The organism is Streptomyces sp. NPDC052687 (genome assembly GCF_040678395.1).
GTDB lineage: Bacteria > Actinomycetota > Actinomycetes > Streptomycetales > Streptomycetaceae > Streptomyces.
This window is the reverse complement of sequence record NZ_JBFATR010000039.1, coordinates 45,816-67,171: the sequence shown is the minus strand read 5'-3', so window position 1 is coordinate 67,171 and position 21,356 is coordinate 45,816. Positions and strand designations below refer to the sequence as shown.

The 21,356-nt window shown below is 73.5% G+C and carries 16 protein-coding genes; 9 read left to right on the top strand and 7 right to left on the bottom strand.

The features are described 5' to 3' along the window. Positions 1 to 77 precede the first annotated feature (77 nt). Positions 78 to 566, bottom strand: coding sequence for a hotdog fold thioesterase (locus AB0K92_RS25680; protein ID WP_165997513.1), 489 nt, complete (start codon positions 564 to 566; stop codon positions 78 to 80). Positions 567 to 613: 47 nt separating this feature from the next. Continuing rightward, entirely contained in the window at positions 614 to 2,893 is a 2,280-nt protein-coding gene (locus AB0K92_RS25675) for an FdhF/YdeP family oxidoreductase (protein ID WP_365926535.1), read from the bottom strand. A gap of 621 nt (positions 2,894 to 3,514) precedes the next feature. On the opposite strand from AB0K92_RS25675, the gene polA reads away from it, so the two are divergent. Continuing rightward, positions 3,515 to 6,241, top strand: a complete 2,727-nt coding sequence (gene polA, locus AB0K92_RS25670) for a DNA polymerase I (protein WP_365926533.1) — start codon at positions 3,515 to 3,517, stop codon at positions 6,239 to 6,241. 709 nt (positions 6,242 to 6,950) lie between these two features. Here polA and AB0K92_RS25665 read toward each other — a convergent pair. After that, positions 6,951 to 7,862 carry a DUF4184 family protein gene (locus tag AB0K92_RS25665; RefSeq protein ID WP_365926531.1) on the bottom strand — a complete coding sequence of 304 codons (912 nt, stop codon included), beginning with the start codon at positions 7,860 to 7,862 and terminating at the stop codon, positions 6,951 to 6,953. 258 nt (positions 7,863 to 8,120) lie between these two features. On the opposite strand from AB0K92_RS25665, the gene AB0K92_RS25660 reads away from it, so the two are divergent. Beyond that, positions 8,121 to 9,875 (top strand): lytic transglycosylase domain-containing protein, encoded by a 1,755-nt coding sequence (locus AB0K92_RS25660; RefSeq protein ID WP_365926529.1) that lies wholly within the window; start codon positions 8,121 to 8,123, stop codon positions 9,873 to 9,875. 178 nt (positions 9,876 to 10,053) lie between these two features. Here AB0K92_RS25660 and hrpB read toward each other — a convergent pair whose 3' ends face one another. Further along, positions 10,054 to 12,621 carry an ATP-dependent helicase HrpB gene (gene hrpB, locus AB0K92_RS25655; RefSeq protein WP_365926527.1) on the bottom strand — a complete coding sequence of 856 codons (2,568 nt, stop codon included), beginning with the start codon at positions 12,619 to 12,621 and terminating at the stop codon, positions 10,054 to 10,056. Positions 12,622 to 12,742: 121 nt separating this feature from the next. Continuing rightward, positions 12,743 to 13,639, bottom strand: a complete 897-nt coding sequence (locus AB0K92_RS25650; protein ID WP_365926525.1) for a class I SAM-dependent methyltransferase — start codon at positions 13,637 to 13,639, stop codon at positions 12,743 to 12,745. Between the two features lie 322 nt (positions 13,640 to 13,961). On the opposite strand from AB0K92_RS25650, the gene rpsA reads away from it, so the two are divergent. The 4 genes from rpsA to AB0K92_RS25630 all read left to right on the top strand — a co-directional run bounded on the left by rpsA (position 13,962) and on the right by AB0K92_RS25630 (position 17,970). Beyond that, complete coding sequence (rpsA, locus tag AB0K92_RS25645) at positions 13,962 to 15,452, top strand: 30S ribosomal protein S1 (RefSeq protein ID WP_165997502.1); 1,491 nt, start codon at positions 13,962 to 13,964, stop codon at positions 15,450 to 15,452. A gap of 303 nt (positions 15,453 to 15,755) precedes the next feature. After that, complete coding sequence (locus tag AB0K92_RS25640) at positions 15,756 to 16,694, top strand: PAC2 family protein (RefSeq protein ID WP_365926523.1); 939 nt, start codon at positions 15,756 to 15,758, stop codon at positions 16,692 to 16,694. Between the two features lie 156 nt (positions 16,695 to 16,850). Further along, positions 16,851 to 17,471, top strand: coding sequence for a dephospho-CoA kinase (coaE, locus tag AB0K92_RS25635; RefSeq protein WP_365926521.1), 621 nt, complete (start codon positions 16,851 to 16,853; stop codon positions 17,469 to 17,471). Positions 17,472 to 17,586: 115 nt separating this feature from the next. After that, a complete protein-coding gene (locus AB0K92_RS25630; protein WP_165997499.1) occupies positions 17,587 to 17,970 on the top strand; it encodes a tetratricopeptide repeat protein in 384 nt (127 codons plus the stop codon). A 64-nt stretch (positions 17,971 to 18,034) separates the two neighbouring features. Here the strand turns inward: AB0K92_RS25630 and AB0K92_RS25625 are convergent, their stop codons facing one another. Beyond that, complete coding sequence (locus AB0K92_RS25625; RefSeq protein ID WP_365926539.1) at positions 18,035 to 18,247, bottom strand: DUF6343 family protein; 213 nt, start codon at positions 18,245 to 18,247, stop codon at positions 18,035 to 18,037. 233 nt (positions 18,248 to 18,480) lie between these two features. Between AB0K92_RS25625 and AB0K92_RS25620 the strand changes: the two genes are divergently transcribed. Together AB0K92_RS25620 and AB0K92_RS25615 are read left to right on the top strand one after the other, a co-directional pair. After that, positions 18,481 to 19,167: a class I SAM-dependent methyltransferase gene (locus AB0K92_RS25620; RefSeq protein WP_365926519.1), complete on the top strand. Its 687-nt coding sequence runs from the start codon at positions 18,481 to 18,483 to the stop codon at positions 19,165 to 19,167. Positions 19,168 to 19,363: 196 nt separating this feature from the next. Beyond that, positions 19,364 to 19,849, top strand: coding sequence for a DoxX family protein (locus tag AB0K92_RS25615; RefSeq protein WP_365926517.1), 486 nt, complete (start codon positions 19,364 to 19,366; stop codon positions 19,847 to 19,849). A gap of 12 nt (positions 19,850 to 19,861) precedes the next feature. Here AB0K92_RS25615 and AB0K92_RS25610 read toward each other — a convergent pair whose 3' ends face one another. Further along, the gene (locus AB0K92_RS25610) at positions 19,862 to 20,488 is read right to left on the bottom strand and encodes an RNA-binding S4 domain-containing protein (protein WP_365926515.1); all 627 of its coding nucleotides are present in this window, start codon (positions 20,486 to 20,488) and stop codon (positions 19,862 to 19,864) included. 37 nt (positions 20,489 to 20,525) lie between these two features. On the opposite strand from AB0K92_RS25610, the gene AB0K92_RS25605 reads away from it, so the two are divergent. Continuing rightward, positions 20,526 to 21,293, top strand: a complete 768-nt coding sequence (locus AB0K92_RS25605) for a uracil-DNA glycosylase (RefSeq protein WP_365926513.1) — start codon at positions 20,526 to 20,528, stop codon at positions 21,291 to 21,293. Positions 21,294 to 21,356: the final 63 nt, after the last annotated feature.

Sequence of the window (21,356 nt, the reverse complement as noted above, 5' to 3'; positions counted from 1 at the left end):
CGGCCCGGTGCAACGGGCCGCCGCGCGGCGGCTCTTGAGGTAATTGACGGGGATGCCAGGGGATTGCTGACGGAGGGTCAGCCGAGCGAACTCGCCCGCTCCTCGTCGCGCGGGGTCACGTCCCGCAGCATGCAGGTCAGCCGCGCGGTGCACACCCGCCGGCCCTCCTCGTCACTGATCACGATCTCGTACGTCGCCGTCGACCGCCCCCGGTGCACCGGGGTGGCCACACCGGTGACCAGGCCCGAGCGCACCCCGCGGTGGTGCGTGCAGTTCAGGTCCACCCCTACGGCGATCTTCGAGACGCCGCCGTGCAGCATCGACCCCACCGAGCCCAGCGTCTCGGCCAGCACCGCGGAGGCGCCGCCGTGCAGCAGCCCGTACGGCTGCGTGTTGCCCTCGACCGGCATGGTGCCCACGACGCGGTCCGCCGAGGCCTCCAGGATCTGCACGCCCATCCGCGTGCCCAGATGCCCGGCCGAGAACAGGGCGGGCAGGTCCACGCCCAGCGCCGCGTACTCCTCGATGACCTCTTGCGGGAACTTCACGGTGTGCTGCTCGCCCATGGGGCCCGGCTCCGTTCGTCTGTCGGTCGCTCTGGCTGAGCAAACGCTCAGTCGGTGGCCGATTGTTCCAGACGGACCACGACCGACTTGCTGGCCGGGGTGTTGCTGGTGTCCGCGGTGGCGTCCAGCGGCACCAGGACGTTGGTCTCCGGGTAGTAGGCGGCGGCACAGCCCCGCGCGGTGGGGTAGTGCACCACGCGGAAGCCCGGGGCCCGCCGCTCCACGCCGTCCTTCCACTCGCTCACCAGATCCACGTACGCCCCGTCCGCGACGCCGAGCGCGGCGGCGTCCTCCGGGTTCACCAGCACCACGCGGCGGCCGCCCCGGATGCCGCGGTAGCGGTCGTCCAGGCCGTAGACCGTGGTGTTGTACTGGTCGTGCGAGCGCAGGGTCTGCAACAGCAGGCGCCCCTCGGGCAGTGCGGGATACTCCACCGGCGCGGCCGTGAAGTTGGCCTTGCCGGTCGCCGTCGGGAAGCGCCGCTCGTCGCGCGGGGCGTGCGGCAGGGCGAACCCGCCGGGGCGGGCCACGCGCGCGTTGAAGTCCTCGAACCCGGGGATCACCCGCGCGATGCGGTCCCGGATCGCCGCGTAGTCCTTCTCGAACTCCTCCCACGGCACCACGCTGCGCTCGCCGAGCACCCGGCGGGCCAGCCGGCACACGATGGCCGGCTCGGACAGCAGATGCGGACCCGCCGGCTCCAGCCGGCCGCGCGAGGCGTGCACCATGCCCATCGAGTCCTCGACGGTCACGAACTGCTCGCCGCCCGCCTGGACGTCGCGCTCGGTGCGGCCGAGGGGCGGCAGGATCAGCGCCCGCGCGCCCGTGACGGCATGACTGCGGTTCAGCTTCGTCGAGACGTGCACGGTGAGCCGGGCACGCCGCATCGCCGCCTCGGTGACCTCCGTGTCGGGGGAGGCGGAGACGAAGTTGCCGCCCATGGCGAAGAACACCTTGGCCTCGCCGTCGCGCAGCGCGCGGATGGCGCGCACCACGTCGTAGCCGTGCTCGCGCGGGGGAGCGAAGCCGAACTCCTTCTCCAGGGCGTCCAGGAAGGCCGGCGCGGGCCGCTCGACGATGCCCATCGTGCGGTCGCCCTGCACGTTGGAGTGGCCGCGCACCGGGCACACGCCCGCGCCCGGACGGCCGATGTTGCCGCGCAGCAGCAGGAAGTTGACCACCTCGCGGATGGTCGGCACCGCGTGCTTGTGCTGGGTGAGACCCATGGCCCAGCAGACGATGGTGCGCTTGGAGGCGAGGACCATCCGCAGGGCCTCCTCGATCTCCTCGCGCGTGAGACCGGTGGCGGTGAGCGTGGCGTCCCAGTCGGCCGCGCGGGCGGCCTCGGCGAACTCCTCGAACCCGTGGGTGTGCTCGCGGACGAACTCCTCGTCCACGGCGCCCTCGGTCTCCAGGACCAGCTTGTTCAGCAGGCGGAACAGGGCCTGGTCGCCGCCGAGGCGGATCTGCAGGAAGAGGTCGGTCAGGGCGGCGCCCCTCAGCATGCCCTGCGGGGTCTGCGGGTTCCTGAACCGCTCCAGGCCCGCCTCGGGCAGCGGATTGACGCTGATGATCCTCGCGCCGCCCGCCTTGGCCTTCTCCAGGGCGGAGAGCATCCGCGGGTGGTTGGTGCCCGGGTTCTGGCCCGCCACGATGATGAGATCCGCCCGGTACAGATCCTCCAGCAGGACGCTGCCCTTGCCGACGCCGATCGTCTCGGTCAGCGCCGAGCCGGAGGACTCGTGGCACATGTTCGAACAGTCCGGCAGGTTGTTCGTGCCCAGCTCGCGGGCGAAGAGCTGGTACAGGAACGCGGCCTCGTTGCTGGTGCGGCCCGAGGTGTAGAAGACGGCCTCGTCGGGGGAGGAGAGGGCGGCGATCTCCTCCGCGATGATGTCGAAGGCGCGCTCCCAGGTGACCGGCTCGTAGTGCTCGGCCCCCTCCGGGAGGTACATCGGGTGGGTGAGGCGGCCCTGCTGGCCGAGCCAGTAGCCGCTGCGGCGGGCGAGGTCGGCGACCGGGTGCGCGGCGAAGAACTCCGGCGTGACCCGGCGCAGCGTCGCCTCCTCCGCGACCGCCTTCGCGCCGTTCTCGCAGAACTCCGCCTTGTGCCGGTGCTCCGGCTCGGGCCACGCGCAGCCCGGGCAGTCGAAACCGTCCTTCTGGTTCACGCTGAGCAGGGTCAGCGCGGTGCGCTTCAGGCCCATCTGCCGCTGGGCGACGCGCAGGGTGTGCCCGATGGCCGGCAGCCCCGCAGCCGCGTGCTGCGGCTCGGCGACCTGCGGCGCGTCCTGGACCGGGTCGGCCTTCGGTGGCTTCCTCGCCATCGCGCACTCTCCTTCGTACATCTGTGAGGTACGTCTCCGATCCTCGCACGGACCACTGACAGCGATCAGCCCTGAGACGGGGATGTACGGGGGTGTGAGGGCGGGAGTCGGGGGCGGGGGAGGGCGGTCCGCTTGCTTGCTGGGGACGGGCTGGCTGGCCGTGCGTGAAAGGGCTCGCCGTGCGTGAGGCTCGCTGTGTGTGAGGCGCGCGGTGCGTGGGGCGCGCCGTACGTGGGGCGCGCCGTACGTGGAGCGGGTCACACCGTGCGTGGGCGCGCGTACGTGGATTGGGTCACACCGTGCGTGGGGGCGCGCCGTATGTGGGACGGGCTCGCAGCCGTGCGTCGGCGGGGGTGCGCGCCGTGCGTCGAGCGAGGGCACGTGCCGTGGTGCGTCGAGCGGGGGCCTGCGCCCCCCACCCGCCGCGGGCCCCGCGCGCCCCCTGCGCTCACGTCTTACGGTGCCCACGTGCGGCGGGCGTGCCCACGCGCCCGGCGGCGGGCAGGGCGAGGCGCCCACTCCCGGCAGTCGCCGGCCCCCCGGCAGAGCGCCAGCCCCTCGGCAGGGCGCCGCCCCCCGGCGTGGGTCCGAGTGTCAGTGGGGCGTGGCAGGATCGGGGACGTGGCAGAGACAGCATCGAAGAAGACCGACAACCCCTCCGGCGGGAGCCGACCCCGGCTGATGCTCATGGACGGGCACTCCCTGGCCTACCGCGCGTTCTTCGCGCTCCCCGCGGAGAACTTCACGACCGCGACGGGCCAGCCGACGAACGCGATCTACGGCTTCGCGTCGATGCTGGCCAACACGCTGCGTGACGAGGAGCCCACCCACTTCGCGGTGGCGTTCGACGTCTCCCGCAAGACCTGGCGCTCGGAGGAGTTCACCGAGTACAAGGCGAACCGCTCCAAGACGCCGGACGAGTTCAAGGGCCAGGTCGAGCTGATCGGCGAGCTGCTCGACGCGATGCAGGTGTCCCGCTTCGCGGTGGAGGGGTACGAGGCGGACGACGTGATCGCCACCCTCGCCACCCAGGCCGAGGCCGAGGGCTTCGAGGTGCTGATCGTCACCGGCGACCGCGACTCCTTCCAGCTGGTCAGCGACCACACCACGGTGCTGTATCCGACGAAGGGCGTCTCCGAGCTGACCCGCTTCACGCCGGAGAAGGTCTTCGAGAAGTACGGGTTGACGCCCGCGCAGTACCCGGACTTCGCCGCGCTGCGCGGCGACCCGTCCGACAACCTCCCGGGCATCCCCGGCGTCGGCGAGAAGACCGCAGCGAAGTGGATCAACCAGTTCGGCTCCTTCGCCGAGCTGGTCGAACGCGTCGACGAGGTCAAGGGCAAGGCCGGGCAGAACCTGCGCGACCACCTGGAGGCCGTCAAGCTCAACCGCCGCCTCACCGAGCTGGAGCGGCAGGTCCAGCTGGACAAGACGGTCGCCGACCTGAAGCGCGCGCCGTACGACCGCAAGGCGGTCGCGATGGTCCTCGACACCCTGGAGATCCGCAACCCGTCGCTGCGCGAGCGCCTGCTCGCCGTCGACCCCGGGGCGCAGGAGGCCGAGTCCACCCCGGTGGTGGCGGACGGCGTGGAGCTGGACGGCCGGATCCTCACCACCGGCGAGCTGGCCGGCTGGCTCGCCGAGCACGGCACCGCCCCGCTCGGCGTGGCCACCGTCGACACCTGGGCGCTCGGCACCGGCTCGGTCGCCGAGATCGCCCTGGCCACCGCCTCCGGACCGGCGGCCTGGTTCGACCCCTCCCAGCTCGACGAGGCCGACGAGAGGGCGTTCGCCGCCTGGCTGGCCGACGCGGACCGCCCGAAGGTGCTGCACAACGCCAAGGGCGCGATGCGGGTCTTCGCCGAGCACGGCTGGACGGTCGCCGGGGTCACCATGGACACCGCGCTCGCGGCCTACCTGGTCAAGCCGGGCCGGCGCTCCTTCGACCTGGACGCGCTGTCCTTGGAGTACCTGCACCGCGAGCTGGCCCCCGCCGCGGCGGCCGACGGCCAGCTGGCCTTCGGCGCGGACGACGGCGCCGAGGCCGAAGCGCTGATGATCCAGGCCCGTGCCGTGCTCGACCTGGGCGAGGCCTTCGAGGAGCGGCTGCGGGAGGTCGGCGCGGCCGATCTGCTGCGCGACATGGAGCTGCCCACCTCCGCGCTGCTGGCCCGGATGGAGCGGCACGGCATCGCGGCGGACCGCGCCCACTTGGAAGCCATGGAACAGATGTTCGCGGGTGCGGTGCAGCAGGCCGTGAAGGAGGCCCACGCGGCGGTCGGGCACGAGTTCAACCTGGGCTCGCCCAAGCAGCTCCAGGAGGTCCTCTTCGGCGAGCTGGGCCTGCCGAAGACCAAGAAGACCAAGACCGGCTACACCACCGACGCCGACGCCCTGGCCTGGCTCGCCGGCCAGACCGACAACGAGCTGCCGGTGATCATGCTCCGCCACCGCGAGCAGGCGAAGCTCCGCGTGACGGTCGAGGGCCTGATCAAGACGATCGCGACGGACGGCCGTATCCACACCACGTTCAACCAGACCGTGGCCGCGACGGGCCGGCTCTCCTCCACCGACCCGAACCTGCAGAACATCCCGGTCCGCACCGACGAGGGCCGGGCGATCCGCCGCGGCTTCGTGGTCGGCGAGGGCTACGAGTCCCTGATGACCGCGGACTACAGCCAGATCGAGCTGCGCGTGATGGCCCACCTCTCCGAGGACGAGGGCCTGATCGAGGCGTTCACCTCCGGCGAGGACCTGCACACGACGGTGGCCTCGCAGGTCTTCTCGGTCGACCGGTCCGCGGTCGACGCGGAGATGCGCCGCAAGATCAAGGCGATGTCCTACGGCCTGGCGTACGGCCTGTCGGCGTTCGGTCTCTCCCAGCAGCTCAACATCGAGGCGGCGGAGGCCCGCGCCCTGATGGACACCTACTTCGAGCGCTTCGGCGGGGTCCGGGACTATCTGCGCCGAGTCGTCGACGAGGCCCGCGCGACCGGCTACACCGAAACCCTCTTCGGCCGCCGCCGCTACCTCCCGGACCTCAACAGCGACAACCGCCAGCGCCGTGAGATGGCCGAGCGCATGGCGCTCAACGCGCCCATCCAGGGCACCGCGGCGGACATCGTCAAGATCGCCATGCTGAACGTCGACCGCGCCCTGACCGAGGCGAACCTGACCTCCCGCATGCTGCTCCAGGTCCACGACGAAATCGTCCTGGAGATCGCCCCGGGCGAGCGCGAGCGCGTGGAGGAGATCGTCCGCCGCGAGATGGCCGGCGCGGTCCGCCTGCGGGCCCCCCTGGACGTCTCGGTGGGCGTCGGCCCCGACTGGGAGTCCGCAGCGCACTGACCGGCGAAAGCCCTCGCACGACCCCGCGCCCCGGAAGGGGCGCGGGGAACTGCGCGACGAGCCCCCACTCACCCGCACGAACCCTCCAACGCCGACCACCCCTCACAGGGGCGCGGGGAACTGCGCGGCCAGCCCCCACCCACCCGCACCCCCCAGAACACCGAAACCACCCAGACGCGACGGACCCCACCCCCGGACGGCCCTTTCACCCACGTGGCCCCCGCGAAAGCGCACCCCCCACGCGCCTCCCGTCAAGATGCCGCCATGGGTATACGCATGCTCAAGCACCACGGAGCGCCCCCGCTCCGACCGGTCCCGGCCATCGCGGCCGACGCAAGCACCGCCCGTCACCTCGCCGGCCCGGCCGCAACCCTCCGGCACGCCACCACATACCTCCGACGCCGGATCGCCCGAAGCGCACAGTCCGCCCCACGCCTCTCCCGCACCGCCCGCCCGCGCGCAGCGACCCGCCTGAGCGGCGCCGCACGCCTGAGCAGCGCGCGTCTGAGCACCGGCGCCCGCCTGAGCACGATCGCCCGCCTGAGCACCGCCGCGCGCCTTCGCGCAGCCGCCCGCCTGCGCGAGACCGCCCACGCCTGGCGGCCCTGGGCCGACCTGGCCCGCGGCTACCTGGCCCTCTTCCTCACCCTGCTGCCGCGACCCCGGCCGGCGTACACGGTCACCGTGTTCACCGCGACGGTCCCCGCCCTCAACGAGCCGCCGACCGGCTCGGGGACCGCTCCCCGCCCTCCACACCGCCACCGGAACCGCCAGACCCGCTAGGCAACTCGCCGGCCCCGGACCCGGTGGAACCGCCCCGCACCGGACCCGGGCGCCACACCCTGACAGCCAGGGCGTACAGCACCACACCCACCACCAGCCCGGCCCCCGCGCCGAAGCACACCGTCGGGATCAGCTCGTACGGCTTCGCCACGGCCCCCCAGTGCTCCCACCACCGCACTACCCGCCGCACCGCCGCGACGACCGCGCAGCCGCCGATCAGGGCCACGGCCCACCACCGGTCCCGCGACGACAGCGCCGGCACCCCCGAGGGCTCCCCGGCGGGGACCCGCCGCAGCGCCAGCCCGACGAACACGGCGATCACCCCCGCGGCCACCGCGGAACCGCCGTACTGGAGGTACCAGTACAGCGGCGACCCGGCGATCTCCCGGCCGAGCACCGGGAACAGACGCATGCCCCACCGGTCCAGGTGGGTGAACGCGTCCCACACCACATGCGTCAGCGCCCCGAGCGCCGCCGAGACGTACCAGCGCAGCACGAGACCGCCCGTCATGCGCGCGCGGGGCGCCCCGCACCGCAGCAGCGCGGCCGGGCGCGGCTGCCGGGCCCGCGGCACCAGCGCCACCAGCGGTTCCCGGATCAGCAGCCACAGCCCCACCAGCGCCCACGCCACCGCCACGTCGACCGTGAACACCCCGGGGAAGGAGTGGGTGACGTCACCGAACTCCATGGCCCGCGGCAGCGCGCTCGCCGCGTAGTAGGTCATGTCCGGCGCGAACGATCCGGCGACCAGCACCGCCGGCGCCAGACGCGCCCGCCCGGTTCCGTCGGTGCGGACGGCCGGCAGGACGGCTGCCGCGTGGCTGAGAGTGAACGGCAACGGGGCCCCCTGGAACGAATCTGACGGCCAGTATGCGATGGGTTCCGGCGAGCCGGGGAACCGTATGGGTGGCCGACGCGTGCCAAGTAGGGAAAACCGGGCACCAACGGGTGCCCGAGCACAAGAAGTTGTCGTAGGGTCGCGAGGGCCGACGTGCGGGGAGCGCGTCGAACGGTCAACAAAACCACAAAAACAGAACAACGCCAACAGAACGGGCAGACGCGGGCGCTGAGACGTCCGCTGGGAGGGGTTCACTTCATGGCGGCGCATTTCGGCAGGAGGCTGCGCAAGGGGGCGGCGAACACCGCCGTGGCCGCGGCAGCGGTCGCGGCCCTGGCGGCGTCCCAGGCTCCGGATGTGACGACCGACGGTGCCGGCAGACAGACCCCTTCCTCCGGTGCGCCCTCCCCGGACGCCCCCGCCGAGGAGAGCGCGACCGGCAACTCGCCGTACTACACGGACCTGCCGCCGCTGAACAGCCCCAACCCCTCGCCCTCCAGCGGCGCCACCGCCACCCCCGGCATCACCGGCGACACCGCGGCGGGCATACCCGCGACCGTCCTCGACGCCTACAAGAAGGCCGAGGCCACGCTGCGCGAGAAGAAGCCCGGCTGCAACCTGCCGTGGCAACTCCTCGCCGCCATCGGCAAGGTGGAGTCCGGTCAGGCCCGCGGCGGCCGGGTGTCCGCCGGCGGCACCACCATCGGCCGGATCCTCGGCCCGCAGCTCAACGGCGTCGGCTTCGCCAACATCAGCGACACGGACGACGGCGCCTACGACGGGGACGCCGCGTACGACCGTGCCGTCGGCCCCATGCAGTTCATCCCCTCCACCTGGGAGTGGGCGGGCCGCGACGGCAACGGCGACGGCAAGAAGGACCCCAACAACGTCTACGACGCCGCGCTCGCGGCCGGGCACTACCTGTGCCGCTTCGGCTGGGACCTGTCCACGGACAGCGATCTGCGCAGCGCGATCCTCAGCTACAACAACTCGACGGAGTACCTGAACACGGTCCTGTCGTGGCTGGAGTACTACCGCAAGGGCACCCACGAGGTCCCGGACGGCACCGGCCCGCTGCCCTCCGACCGCAGCGACGCCACCACCGGGCCCAGCCCGTCGCCGACGCCGCCCGCGACCCAGAGGCCGCCCGCCACGCAGAAGCCGAAGCCCACCCCGCCCTCCCCGGGCGACGGTTCGCAGACTCCCAGCGAGCCGCCGACGACCCCGCCGACCACCACCCCGCCCACCACTCCGCCGCCCACCACCCCGCCGACCCCGACCGACACGGTCCACCACCTGGAGGACGCGGGCACCGGGAAGCTCACCGCCATGGCGGGCGACGTGTTCGACGAGCGGATCAGCACCCGCGCGGAGACCAGGTCCGGCGAGGGCGTCGGCAAGGTCCGGGTCCGCTTCACCATCGTCGGTGCCACGGACGCCACCTTCCCCGGTGGCGAGACCGTCGCCACGATGGTGACCACCGACGCCGGCGTGGCCGTCGCGCCGCCGCTCCAAGCGGGCGAGAAGACGGGCACGTTCACCGTCCGCGCCACCGTCGTGGGCCGCTCGGTCCCCGGCATCGGCTACACCGCGACGGTCACCGCGCGGGCCGCCGACAAGCTCGTCCGCACCTCCGACACCGCGCTGACCTGCGTGGCGGGCGGCGAGTTCGCCGAGCAGGTCAAGGTCAAGGCGACGTACCAGGGCGCCGCCGCGGACGGCGTCGCCGCCACCGCCACGCTGATCACGTCGGCGGACGACCCGTCGGTCAACGACAAGGGCCCCTACTTCAAGGACGCCGACGGCACGGCCGTACGCACCCTGACGGGCCTGAAGACCGGCCCCGACGGACTGCTGACGCTGCCGAAGCTCTACGCCGACGACACGGCCGGCACGTTCCTGCTGCGCCTCACCACCACGGGCGGCGCGACGCTGACCGTGGAGCTGACGGTGACGGCGCCGCAGCCGTCGCCGAGCCCGTCGACGAGCGAGTCGGCCCCGGCCGGCGCGTAAGCGCACCGAGCCCGAGGCGAGGGCGCCCCTCCGCGGCGGCGGACGGGCGCCCTCGCCCTGTGCGCACACCGCCCACGCGGTACTGGGCCCACGCGGCACCCGGCACGCACAGCATCCGGCACGCACCCGCACCCGGCCCCACCACAGCCGCATCCGGCCCGCCCGCAGCCGCACCGGATCATCGCCTCAGCCGCGCGGTGGTGTGCCGGGTCGGCTCCGCCGTGGCCGGGTCCTCCGGCCACGGATGCTTCGGGTACCGGCCGCGCAGCTCCGCGCGGACGCCCCGGTAGCCGTCCTTCCAAAAGGAGGCGAGGTCGGCGGTGACCGCTGCCGGGCGGCCGGCGGGCGAGAGCAGATGCACCAGCAGCGGCACCCCGGCCACCCGCGGCGACTCCTGCAGCCCGAACATCTCCTGCAGCTTCACCGCCAGCACCGGCCGCTCCGGATCCGCGTAATCGACCCGTACGGCCGACCCGCTCGGCACCGTGATCCGCTCCGGGGCCAGTTCGTCCAGCCGCGCGGCCTCACCCGACGCCCAGGGCAGCAGCCGGGCCAGACACGCCCCGGCGTCGATCCGCGCCAGATCCGCGCGCCGCCGGGCCCGGCCCAGTTCCGGCTCCAGCCACTCGTCCACGCGCGCGTGCAGCGCGTCGTACGACACGTCGGGCCAGGGCTCGCCCAGGTGCAGCCGCAGGAACGCCAGCCGCTGCCGCAGCACCCCGGCCTCCCGGGACCACCGCAGCAGCCCGAACCCCTCCCGCCGCAACCCGTCGAGCAGCGCCCGCCGCACGAGAGCGGGGGCGGGCTGCGCCGGCGGCCGTACGGCGAGCTCCACCGCGCCCAGCCGCTCCACACGCCGGGCGACGACGTCCCCGTCGGCCCACCGGATCTCGTCACCCTCGGTCAGCAGCGCGCCGGCCGCCCGCCGCGCGATGTCCTCGTCGACGACCGCAGCGAGCCGCACGCGCGCGTGCCCCCGCCCGACGGGCCGGTCGGCCACCGCGACGGCGATCCACGGCGCGCCCCGCAACGCCGTGCCCTCACCCGGCTCGGCCCGCGTCCCGGACACCATCAGGTACGACCCGCCGTCCGCGCGGGCGACCCGCTCCGGGTAGGCGAGTGCGGCGACCAGACCGGCGAGCCGGTCCTCGCCCTCGCTCGTCCGGTCACCGGGCGTCGCGGCGCGGCCCGCCCCACCGTCCCCGCGGGCCGGCGCGCTCGCCCGGTCGGTGCCTTCCCCGGCCTCCTCGGCCAGGGCCCGCAGCCGGCGCACCTCCGCGCGCCACCGGCCCGCGTAGGCGTCACCGCCGCGCCGCGCTGCCCGCAGGGCCCCCGCGAGGTCGTCCCCGTACTCGCGCGGCGGCTCCTCGCTCAGCAGGGCCACGACCTCGGCGGCCCGCCCCGCCCCCACGAGCGGGGCGGCGTCCAGCAGCGCCCGGCCCAGCCGGGGATGCAGACCCAGGCGGGAGAGCCGGACGCCCCGCGCGGTGGCGCGCCCGCTCTCGTCCACCGCGCCGATCGCCGACAGCACGCGCCGCGCGGCCGCCATCGCCCCGCCCGGCGGCGGGTCGAGCAGCGCCAGCCCGCTCGCCTCCGGATCGCCCCAGCAGGCCGCCTGGAGCGCGAACGCCGTCAGGTCGGCCACCTGGATCTCCGGGGCCGGGAACCGCGGCAGACGCGCATCCTCGGCCTCCGCCCAGCAGCGGTACACCGTGCCCGGCGCCTCACGTCCGGCGCGCCCGGCCCGCTGCCGCCCCGCCGCCTGCGAGGCCCGTACCGTCGTCAGCGCGCTCAGCCCCCGCGCGTGGTCCACGCGCGGCTCCCGCGCGAGCCCGGAGTCGACGACCACCCGCACGCCCGGGACCGTCAGCGAGGACTCCGCCACCGCCGTCGCCAGCACCACGCGGCGGCGCGCGCCCGGCGAAAGCACCGCGTCCTGCACCGCCGCCGGCGCCCGTCCGTGCACCTGGAGCACCTCGACGTCCCCGAGATCCCCCAGCTGCGCGGCGACCCGCGCGATCTCGCCGACGCCGGGCAGGAAGCACAGCACGTCCCCCGGCCGCTCGGCCAGCGCCCGGCGCACCACCGACGCCACGTGCGTCAGCAGCGCCGGATCCACCCGCGTCCCGTGCGGCGGCCGCACCGGCCTCGGAGGCGGCGCCCAGACGGTCTCCACCGGGTGGGAGACGCCCCGCGCCTCGACCACGGGCGCCCCGCCCAGCAGCCGCGCCCACCCCTCGGCGTCGGTCGTCGCCGACGCGGCCACCAGCCGCAGCTCGGGCCGCAGGGCCTCCCGTACGTCCCACAGGAAGGCCGCCGCCGTGTCCGCGTCCAGATGCCGCTCGTGGCACTCGTCGAGCAGCACCACGTCGACCCCGGTCAGCTCCTGGTCGCGCTGCAGCCGCTGGAGCAGGACACCGGTCGTGACGACCTCCACGCGTGCGTGACGTCCCACGACCCGCTCCCCGCGCACCGTGTAGCCGACGCTCTCGCCGACCCGCTCACCGAGCAGCCACGCCATCCGCCGGGCCGCCGCCCGCGCGGCGATCCGCCGGGGCTCGGCGACCAGCACCCGCCGCCCCGGCCCGTCGCCCAGCAGCCCCGCCAGGGCGAGCGGCACCAGCGTCGTCTTGCCGGTGCCGGGCGGCGCCACCAGCACGGCGGCGCCGGGCCCCTCCAGGGCGTCGCGCAGCGCGGGGAGGGCACCACGCACGGGCAGGGCGTCCAGAGCGTCGTAACGGATCACGCCCCCAGTGTCGTACGACGGGGAAACGCCACCGGACCGGAGCGGCCCCCACGCGCGCGTGCCCGCGGCGCGCGTGCCTGCGGGCAAGCGTCGGACACCGGGACACGGCGCGGGGAGGACCTCAGTCCCGCTCGCACACGAAGATCGCCGTCCCCGGGATCAGCTTCCCGCGCAGCGGCGACCAGCCGCCCCACTCGGATGTGTTCCACGCGGGCCACTCCGGCTCCACCAGATCCACCAGCCGGAAGCCCGACGCCACGACGTCCCGGACCCGGTCGCCGAGCGTCCGGTGATGCTCGACGTACACCGCGCGGCCGACCCCGTTCTCGACGTACTCCTCCACGTACGGAGTGCGGTCGAAGTACGACCCGGAGACCGTCAGCCCCTCGGGGCCCGGCTCGTCCGGGAAGGCCCAGCGGATCGGATGGGTCACCGAGAAGACGAACCGGCCGCCGGGCCGCAGCACCCGGTGCACCTCCCGCAGCACCAGCCGCGGGTCCGCGACGAACGGCAGCGCCCCGTAGGCCGAGCACGCCAGGTCGAAGGAGGCGTCCGCGAAGGGCAGGGCGCTCGCGTCCGCGCACACCAGGGGGAAGGAGCCGCCGATGCGCAGGGCGTGCTGGAGCTGGCGGTGGGAGAGATCCAGGGCGACCGGGCGCGCCCCCTGGGCGGCCAGCCAGCGCGCGCACTGCGCCGCGCCCGCCCCGATCTCCAGGACGTCCCGGCCCTTCAGCTCCTCCGGCGGGCCCAGCAGCCCGGCCTCCACCTCGTCCAGGCCCTCGGGGCCCCACACGAACCGGTCGTCCCCGAGGAACGAGCCGTGCTCGATCTGGTACTCGTCCGCGTTGCGGTCCCACCAGCCCCGGTTGGCGCGGGCGCTCTCGGCGACGCCGGCATCACGCCGGGTGGCCTCCGGCTCGTCGGCCTCGGCGGGTGGTGCGGCCTCGGCGGATTCGGGCTCTTGGATGATGGGCTCCCTCGTCGTACTCTTCCGTCCAACCCGTCCCGGGGGTGTCACCGTAGGGGCGCGCCGGTGCCCGCGTGGCCTCACGGGACAAGTTTTCTGCCGGGAATGCGGCGATCCGCCCCGGGTGTGCGTCTTCGCGCATTGACCCTGCCCGGCTGCCCCCGTATGCTACAAGTTGCGCTGCGGGCCTGCGCACCTCAGACGTAGCAGGCTGCGCTCGCATCTGTTGTATGTCCCCTCGGTTGTCGAGGCGCCAACACCGGCTTCCGGCTGGTGAGGCGCTTCCTTGGCTGTCCGGCTTCTGCAGAGCGAAACGGGCTCCCGGCGTAGCAGTACCTACGACTTCAATGTCCGTACCGGAGCCCTTTCCCACATGACGAGCAGCACCGAGACCACCGCCACCACCCCGCAGGTAGCGGTCAACGACATCGGTAACGAGGAAGCCTTCCTCGCAGCGATCGACGAGACGATCAAGTACTTCAACGACGGCGACATCGTCGACGGCGTCATCGTGAAGGTCGACCGGGACGAGGTCCTGCTCGACATCGGTTACAAGACCGAAGGCGTGATCCCGAGCCGCGAGCTCTCGATCAAGCACGACGTCGACCCCAACGAGGTCGTCGCCGTCGGTGACGAGATCGAGGCCCTCGTCCTCCAGAAGGAGGACAAGGAAGGCCGCCTGATCCTCTCGAAGAAGCGCGCCCAGTACGAGCGTGCCTGGGGCACCATCGAGAAGATCAAGGAAGAGGACGGGATCGTCACCGGTACCGTCATCGAGGTCGTCAAGGGTGGTCTCATCCTCGACATCGGCCTCCGTGGCTTCCTCCCGGCCTCCCTGGTCGAGATGCGCCGCGTCCGCGACCTCCAGCCCTACGTGGGCAAGGAGCTCGAGGCCAAGATCATCGAGCTGGACAAGAACCGCAACAACGTGGTCCTGTCCCGCCGTGCCTGGCTGGAGCAGACCCAGTCCGAGGTCCGCCAGACCTTCCTCACCACCCTCCAGAAGGGGCAGGTGCGGTCCGGCGTCGTCTCCTCGATCGTCAACTTCGGTGCCTTCGTGGACCTGGGTGGCGTCGACGGTCTGGTCCACGTCTCCGAGCTGTCCTGGAAGCACATCGACCACCCGTCCGAGGTCGTCGAGGTGGGCCAGGAGGTCACCGTCGAGGTCCTCGACGTCGACATGGACCGCGAGCGCGTCTCCCTGTCGCTGAAGGCGACCCAGGAAGACCCGTGGCAGCAGTTCGCCCGCACCCACCAGATCGGCCAGGTCGTGCCCGGCAAGGTCACGAAGCTGGTTCCGTTCGGTGCGTTCGTCCGCGTGGACGAGGGCATCGAGGGTCTGGTCCACATCTCCGAGCTGGCCGAGCGCCACGTGGAGATCCCGGAGCAGGTCGTCCAGGTCAACGACGAGATCTTCGTCAAGGTCATCGACATCGACCTCGAGCGCCGTCGCATCAGCCTCTCGCTGAAGCAGGCCAACGAGTCCTTCGGTGCCGACCCGACGGCGGTCGAGTTCGACCCGACCCTGTACGGCATGGCCGCGTCCTACGACGACCAGGGCAACTACATCTACCCCGAGGGCTTCGACCCGGAGACCAACGACTGGCTGCCGGGCTACGAGAAGCAGCGCGAGGAGTGGGAGCGCCAGTACGCCGAGGCGCAGGCCCGCTTCGAGCAGCACCAGCAGCAGGTCATCAAGTCCCGCGAGGCGGACGCCCAGGCCGCTGCCGAGGGTGGCGAGGCCGCCGCTCCGGCCGCGACCGGCGGTTCGTACTCCTCCGAGGGCGGCGACAACTCCGGCGCCCTGGCGTCGGACGAGGCGCTGGCCGCGCTGCGCGAGAAGCTGGCCGGCGGCCAGAGCTGAGCGCAGCCCGCTGAGCACGGCTCCCTGAGGGCCGGCCGATAACGGGCCGAGGGCCCGCATCCCATCCGGGGTGCGGGCCCTCGGTGCGTCCGGGAACCGTCCCGCGACGCGGCCGTCGCGACGCGACCGTCCCGCGACGCGGCCGTCGCGCGCGTCCGCCCCGCGGCCGCGACCGTCCCCGGCGTCCCAATGAGGCCACCGCGCGGGGCAGTTGACGGGCAATTGCCGCTCGACTCGTACGGAGGGGAATGCCCATGTCCCTCACCACGTTGTTCCGTACGAACACGAGGAGGAGCGGTCACTGTGCTAGATCCACAGGGTTTGTACACGTGGGAGCCGAAGGGCCTGGCCGTCGTCGACATGGCGCTCGCCCAGGAATCGGCCGGTCTTGTCATGCTCTACCACTTCGACGGATACATCGACGCGGGCGAGACCGGCGACCTGATCGTCGACCGGCTCCTCGACTCGCTGCCGCACCAGGTCGTCGCCCGCTTCGACCACGACCGGCTCGTGGACTACCGAGCCCGCCGCCCGCTGCTCACCTTCCGGCGCGACCGCTGGGCCGGGTACGAGGAGCCCACGCTCGCCGTCCGGATCGTCCAGGACGCCACCGGGGCGCCCTTCCTGCTGCTGTCGGGACCGGAGCCGGACGTGGAGTGGGAGCGCTTCGCGGCGGCCGTCGAGCAGATCGTGGAACGGCTGGGCGTACGCCTCGCCGTGAACTTCCACGGCATCCCGATGGGCGTCCCGCACACCCGCCCGGTGGGCCTGACCCCGCACGGCAACCGGGCCGACCTGGTGCCCGGCCACCGCAGCCCCTTCGAGGAGGCGCAGGTGCCCGGCAGCGCCGAGTCGCTGGTCGAGTACCGCCTCATGGAGGCCGGTCACGACGTCCTCGGCGTCGCCGCGCACGTCCCGCACTACATCGCCCGCTCGCCCTACCCCGACGCGGCGCTGACCGTCCTGGAGGCCATCACCGCGGCCACCGGGCTGGTCCTGCCGGCCATCGCGCACTCCCTGCGCACGGACGCGTACCGCACGCAGACCGAGATCGAGCGGCAGATCCGGGAGGGCGACGAGGAACTGACCGCCCTCGTCCAGGGCCTTGAGCACCAGTACGACGCGGTCGCCGGCGCGGAGACGCGCGGCAACATGCTCGCCGAGCCCGTGGAGATCCCCTCGGCGGACGAGATCGGGCGGGAGTTCGAGCGGTTCCTCGCGGAGCGGGAGGGGGACGGCTGAGGCGGCGCGTGCTCCCGCGTGGGCGGGGCCGGAGCGTGGGAGGGCTGGGCGGGTGACCGGGTGACCGGGTGACCGGGGGATCGGGGGATCGGGGGATCGGCGGAGGTTTCCGCCCCCGCCCGTGCGTGGTCACCGGCAGGGCCTAAGCTTCCGCTCATGCTGACTGTGGGGCTGACCGGCGGGATCGGGGCCGGCAAGAGCGAGGTGTCGCGACTGCTGGTGGAGTGCGGTGCCGTGCTGATCGACGCCGACCGCATCGCGCGCGAGGTCGTGGCGCCCGGGACTCCCGGCCTCGCCGCGGTCGTCGAGGCCTTCGGGACGGACGTACTGGCTCCGGACGGCGGCCTCGACCGGCCCAGGCTGGGCGCGATCGTCTTCGCGGACCCCGAGAAGCTCGCCGTGCTCAACTCGATCGTGCACCCCCTCGTCCGGGCCCGCTCCGAGGAGCTGCAGGCCGCGGCGGCGGAGGACGCCGTCGTCGTGCACGACGTACCGCTGCTCACCGAGAACGGCCTGGCACCGCTGTACGACGTCGTGATCGTCGTCGACGCCGCCCCGGAGACCCAGCTCGACCGGCTCGTCCGGCTGCGCGGCATGACTGAGGAGGACGCCCGCGCGCGGATGGCCGCGCAGGCCGGCCGGGAGAAGCGCCGGGAGATCGCGGACATCGTGATCGACAACGACGTACCGCTGGAGGAGCTGGAGCGGCGGGTGAGGGAGGTGTGGGCGGAGCTGGTGCGCCGGGCCCGCGCGCCGAAGGAAGCGGGCGGGGAGTAGCGGTGGGGTGGTTTGCCCTGGGGGTGCTCTGGATGTGCCCTGGGGTGGTGGCGCCGCGGGAATAGCGGCGTCGTGCCACGGCGTTGAACGGGTGCAGCAAGGGAAGGAATGTGCCGTGCCCGAGACCAGCGGTTCGACCGGACGTTCACCGTCACCGGAGACGCACGTCATCGACTTCCGTGCCGCCGAGCAGTTGCTCGCCGCGCGGGACCCGCGCGGCGCGGTGAAGCTGCTCGACGGAGTCATCGCCGCCCACCCCGAGAACACCGCCGCCCGGCTGCTGCGCGCCCGCGCCTTCTTCGCCGCCGCGCAACTGCGTCCGGCGGAGCTGGAGTTCACCATCGTGCTGGAGCGCGAGCCGGACAACGCGTTCGCGCACTTCGCGCTCGCTCGCACCTACGAGCGCCAGGGCCGTCCCGACCAGGCCAAGCGCCACTTCCGGCTGGCGGCGGCGCTGGACCCGAACCCGCAGTACCTGAAGGCGGCCCGTTTCGAGTAGGGCCGGTCTCCTCCCCCGGTTGCCGTGACGGCGCACGACCGCGGGGAGCGCTGCCGTACGGCCGCTACCGGCGCCCGGGGCCCTCCGGCGGCCGGTACGGCGGGACGTCCGGGCCGGGCTGATAGTGCGGGCCCTGACGGATGTGGCGCAGGACCACGAGCATGTCGATCGTCGCCACCAGCCACAGCACCCCACAGGCGATCGCCCAGCCGACCCGCCCGGCCAGGGCGAACGCGGCCGTGCCGAAGACCGCCCAGACCAGCCCCCACACGCTCAGTCAGAACCGCGCCCGCAGCGCACTGCGCGCGGTCACCGGCTCACTGCCCGTACGCATCCGGACCACCATCCTCCTTGCAACGTACTCCGGCGTGCCGCCTCGCTCCAGCGCGGTTCCGACCGGTGTGAGCAGGGCTTCACGCGGCGCGGCCCGGTGTCACTCGAACGGGTGGTATGGGGGGAGGGGGGAACGGACGTGCGGGGCCGGGCCGTTGGCCGGGTATGGAGCTGAGGATGCGAGCGGGACATCAGGGGACGGGGCCGGGGCCGATCACCCCGGACGGCTGCGCGGTGGAGCTCTACACCCGGCTTCCGGTCGGGCCGGAGCCGGACATCATCGCCTCCGCCGTACCGGCGGGCGCGCGTCTGATCGAGCTGGGATGCGGGGTGGGGCGGATGACCCATCCGCTGGTGGAGCGCGGTTTCCGGGCGACGGCGGTGGACGAGTCCCCCGAGATGCTGGAGCACGTCCGCGGGGCGCGTACGGTCCTCAGCGCGATCGAGGACCTGGACCTTGGCGAGACCTTCGACGCGGTGGTGCTCGCCTCGTTCCTCGTGCACGCCGGTGACGAAGAGATACGGCGCGGGCTGCTCCGGACCTGTCTGCGGCACGTGGCGGAGGACGGCTGTGTGCTGATCCAGCGGGAGGGCGAGGACTTCCACACCGACCTGCCGCGCGAGCGGGTCGACCCCAGCGGGTTCACCGTGCGGATCGTGTCCTCCGAGCCGGTCGGGGAGGGGGTGCGCTCGGTGCGCGCGGAGTACGTGTTCCCGGACGCGACCTGGACCCAGACGTTCCGGGCGCGGCCGCTGACGAAGGAACAGTTCGAGGAGGCGCTGGGCGAGGTGGGGCTCAGGGTGGACAGGTATCTGACGGAGGACCGGATGTGGGTGAGGGCGGTGCCGGTGGCGGTCGGGTAGTGGCTGGTGGGCGGATGGGGGCGGACGGGGGCGTACGGGGGGCGGGCGTACGGGGCGCGCACTTCATGGCGGAGAGTTGCGGTGCGGCGATGGACTCGCGGTACGGCGATAAGTTTCCCTACGGCGATGAGTTTCCCTGCGGGCCGGGGTCTGTCTCTGTGACGACAGCACGAACCGCTTCCCGCAGGAGACCTCCATGTCCCGGACCACCGCTTCCCACCCCGCCACCGCCACCGGCACCCCCGCCAGAGCCGCCACCGGCACCGGCACCGCGCCGGCCTCGCGCGGCGTTCGCGCGGCCCGTATCGCCCTGCGTGCCGTGCAGGTGCTGCTGGCCCTCTTCTTCGCCGTCGCGAGCGCGCTGCCGAAGCTGGTCGCACACTCCTCGGCCGTAGAGCCGTTCGAGCGGATGGGCTGGGGGGACGTGGGGATGTACGGCATCGGCGCGCTGGAACTCGCTGGAGCCGTAGCCCTGTTGATCCCCCTGCTTCAGTCGGTGGCGGCGCTGGCACTGAGCGGGCTGATGGTGGGCGCGTTCGTCGTCCAGCTGACCGTCTTCGACGGGGAGCACGCGGCGACACCGCTGATCCTGCTGGTGCCGCTCACCCTCGTCGCCTGGGCGCGACGAGGGCACACCGCGGAGCTGCTGCGGAGGCTGCGGCCGGTGCGGCACTCGGTGTGACCGTGCCGGTCATCACCCTCCGGGGCGGCCGCCGAGGCCGCCGAACCCGCCGAGGCCGCGGAGGCGTTCCAGCTCGCGACGGTCGCGCTTGGTCGGCCGGCCGGCGCCGCGGTCGCGGATGCCGGCCGGTGCCACGGCCTCGCGGGGCGGGGGCGGCGGGCTGTTGTCGATGTAGCACTGGGCGGCGACCGGGGCACCGACGCGCTTGCGGATCAGACGCTTGACCACGACGATCCGCTCGCGCCCCTCCTGCCGCAGGCGCACCTCGTCACCGATCCGTACGGAGTGGGCCGGCTTGACCCGCTCGCCGTTCACCCGGACATGCCCGCCCTTGCAGGCGGCGGCGCCGAGGGAACGGGTCTTGACCAGCCGTACCGACCAGATCCAGCTGTCGATCCGCACGTTCTCACCGTTCGGGGGAGCCGCGGCCTCGGCGGCGGCGATCGCAGCGGCGACCTTGGGATCCGGGGCGTTTTCGGGGCTCGCGGGCGCGGGGGAGCCCTCGGGTGCGGCGGCCTCGGAGGCCGGGGCGCTCACGGGTGCGGGGTCCCCGGCCTGCCGGACCTCATCGCCGGCGCTCAGCCGACGGTCGTCCTGGCGGTCGTCGCCCCTGTTCCTGTCCGTACGCTCGGAAGCCATGCCCCGACCTTAACGCCGTCACCCGTACCGTTGAGCCATGGACAGCCTGGCCGACCTGGACGCGCGGATCGCGGGCTGTGCGGCGTGCCCGCGGCTGGTCGACTGGCGGGAGGAGGTGGCCCGCGCCAAACGCGCCGCCTTCGCGGACTGGACGTACTGGGGGCGCCCCGTCCCGGGCTTCGGACCGGCGGACGCCCGGCTGCTGATCGTCGGGCTCGCGCCGGCGGCGCACGGCGGCAACCGCACCGGCCGGATGTTCACCGGTGACCGCTCGGGGGACGTGCTGTACCGGGCGCTGTACGACGTGGGGCTCGCCTCCCAGCCCACCTCCGAACGCCCCGACGACGGCCTGGAGCTGTACGGGGTGCGCGTCACCGCGCCCGTGCACTGCGCACCGCCCGCCAACAAGCCGACGCCCGGGGAGCGGGACACCTGCCGCCCCTGGCTCGTCCAGGAGCTGCGGCTGCTGCGCCCGACGCTGCGGTCGGTGGTCGTCCTCGGCGCCTTCGGCTGGCAGGCGGCGCTGCCCGCGTTCGCCGAGGCGGGGTGGACGGTACCCAGGCCGCGCCCCGCGTTCGCCCACGGCACGCACGTCCGCCTCACCGCTGCCTCCGCTGCCACCGCCGCCTCCGCTTCCGATGCCACCGCCGGCTCGACCGGCCGCGCCGCCCCGGCCGCCCCCGATGGCCTCGATCTCTTCGGCTGCTTCCACGTCAGCCAGCGCAACACCTTCACCGGCCGCCTCACCCCCGAGATGCTGCGCGAGGTGCTGCGCACGGCGGCGACCGCGGCCGGACTGCCGTAGCCGAAAGGGTTCCGGGCCGCTGTACGGAAAGCGCCGCGACACGGCCCGTGCCGCGGGGTTACG

Bases quoted from the DNA above. Each gene is read 5' to 3' on its own strand.
- rpsA (WP_165997502.1), top strand. From the start codon at position 13,962: ATGACGAGCAGCACCGAGACCACCGCCACCACCCCGCAGGTAGCGGTC.
- AB0K92_RS25680 (WP_165997513.1), bottom strand. From the start codon at position 566: ATGGGCGAGCAGCACACCGTGAAGTTCCCGCAAGAGGTCATCGAGGAG.
- AB0K92_RS25610 (WP_365926515.1), bottom strand. From the start codon at position 20,488: ATGGCTTCCGAGCGTACGGACAGGAACAGGGGCGACGACCGCCAGGAC.
- AB0K92_RS25660 (WP_365926529.1), top strand. From the start codon at position 8,121: ATGGCGGCGCATTTCGGCAGGAGGCTGCGCAAGGGGGCGGCGAACACC.
- AB0K92_RS25605 (WP_365926513.1), top strand. From the start codon at position 20,526: ATGGACAGCCTGGCCGACCTGGACGCGCGGATCGCGGGCTGTGCGGCG.
- AB0K92_RS25620 (WP_365926519.1), top strand. From the start codon at position 18,481: ATGCGAGCGGGACATCAGGGGACGGGGCCGGGGCCGATCACCCCGGAC.
- coaE (WP_365926521.1), top strand. From the start codon at position 16,851: ATGCTGACTGTGGGGCTGACCGGCGGGATCGGGGCCGGCAAGAGCGAG.
- AB0K92_RS25615 (WP_365926517.1), top strand. From the start codon at position 19,364: ATGTCCCGGACCACCGCTTCCCACCCCGCCACCGCCACCGGCACCCCC.
- AB0K92_RS25675 (WP_365926535.1), bottom strand. From the start codon at position 2,893: ATGGCGAGGAAGCCACCGAAGGCCGACCCGGTCCAGGACGCGCCGCAG.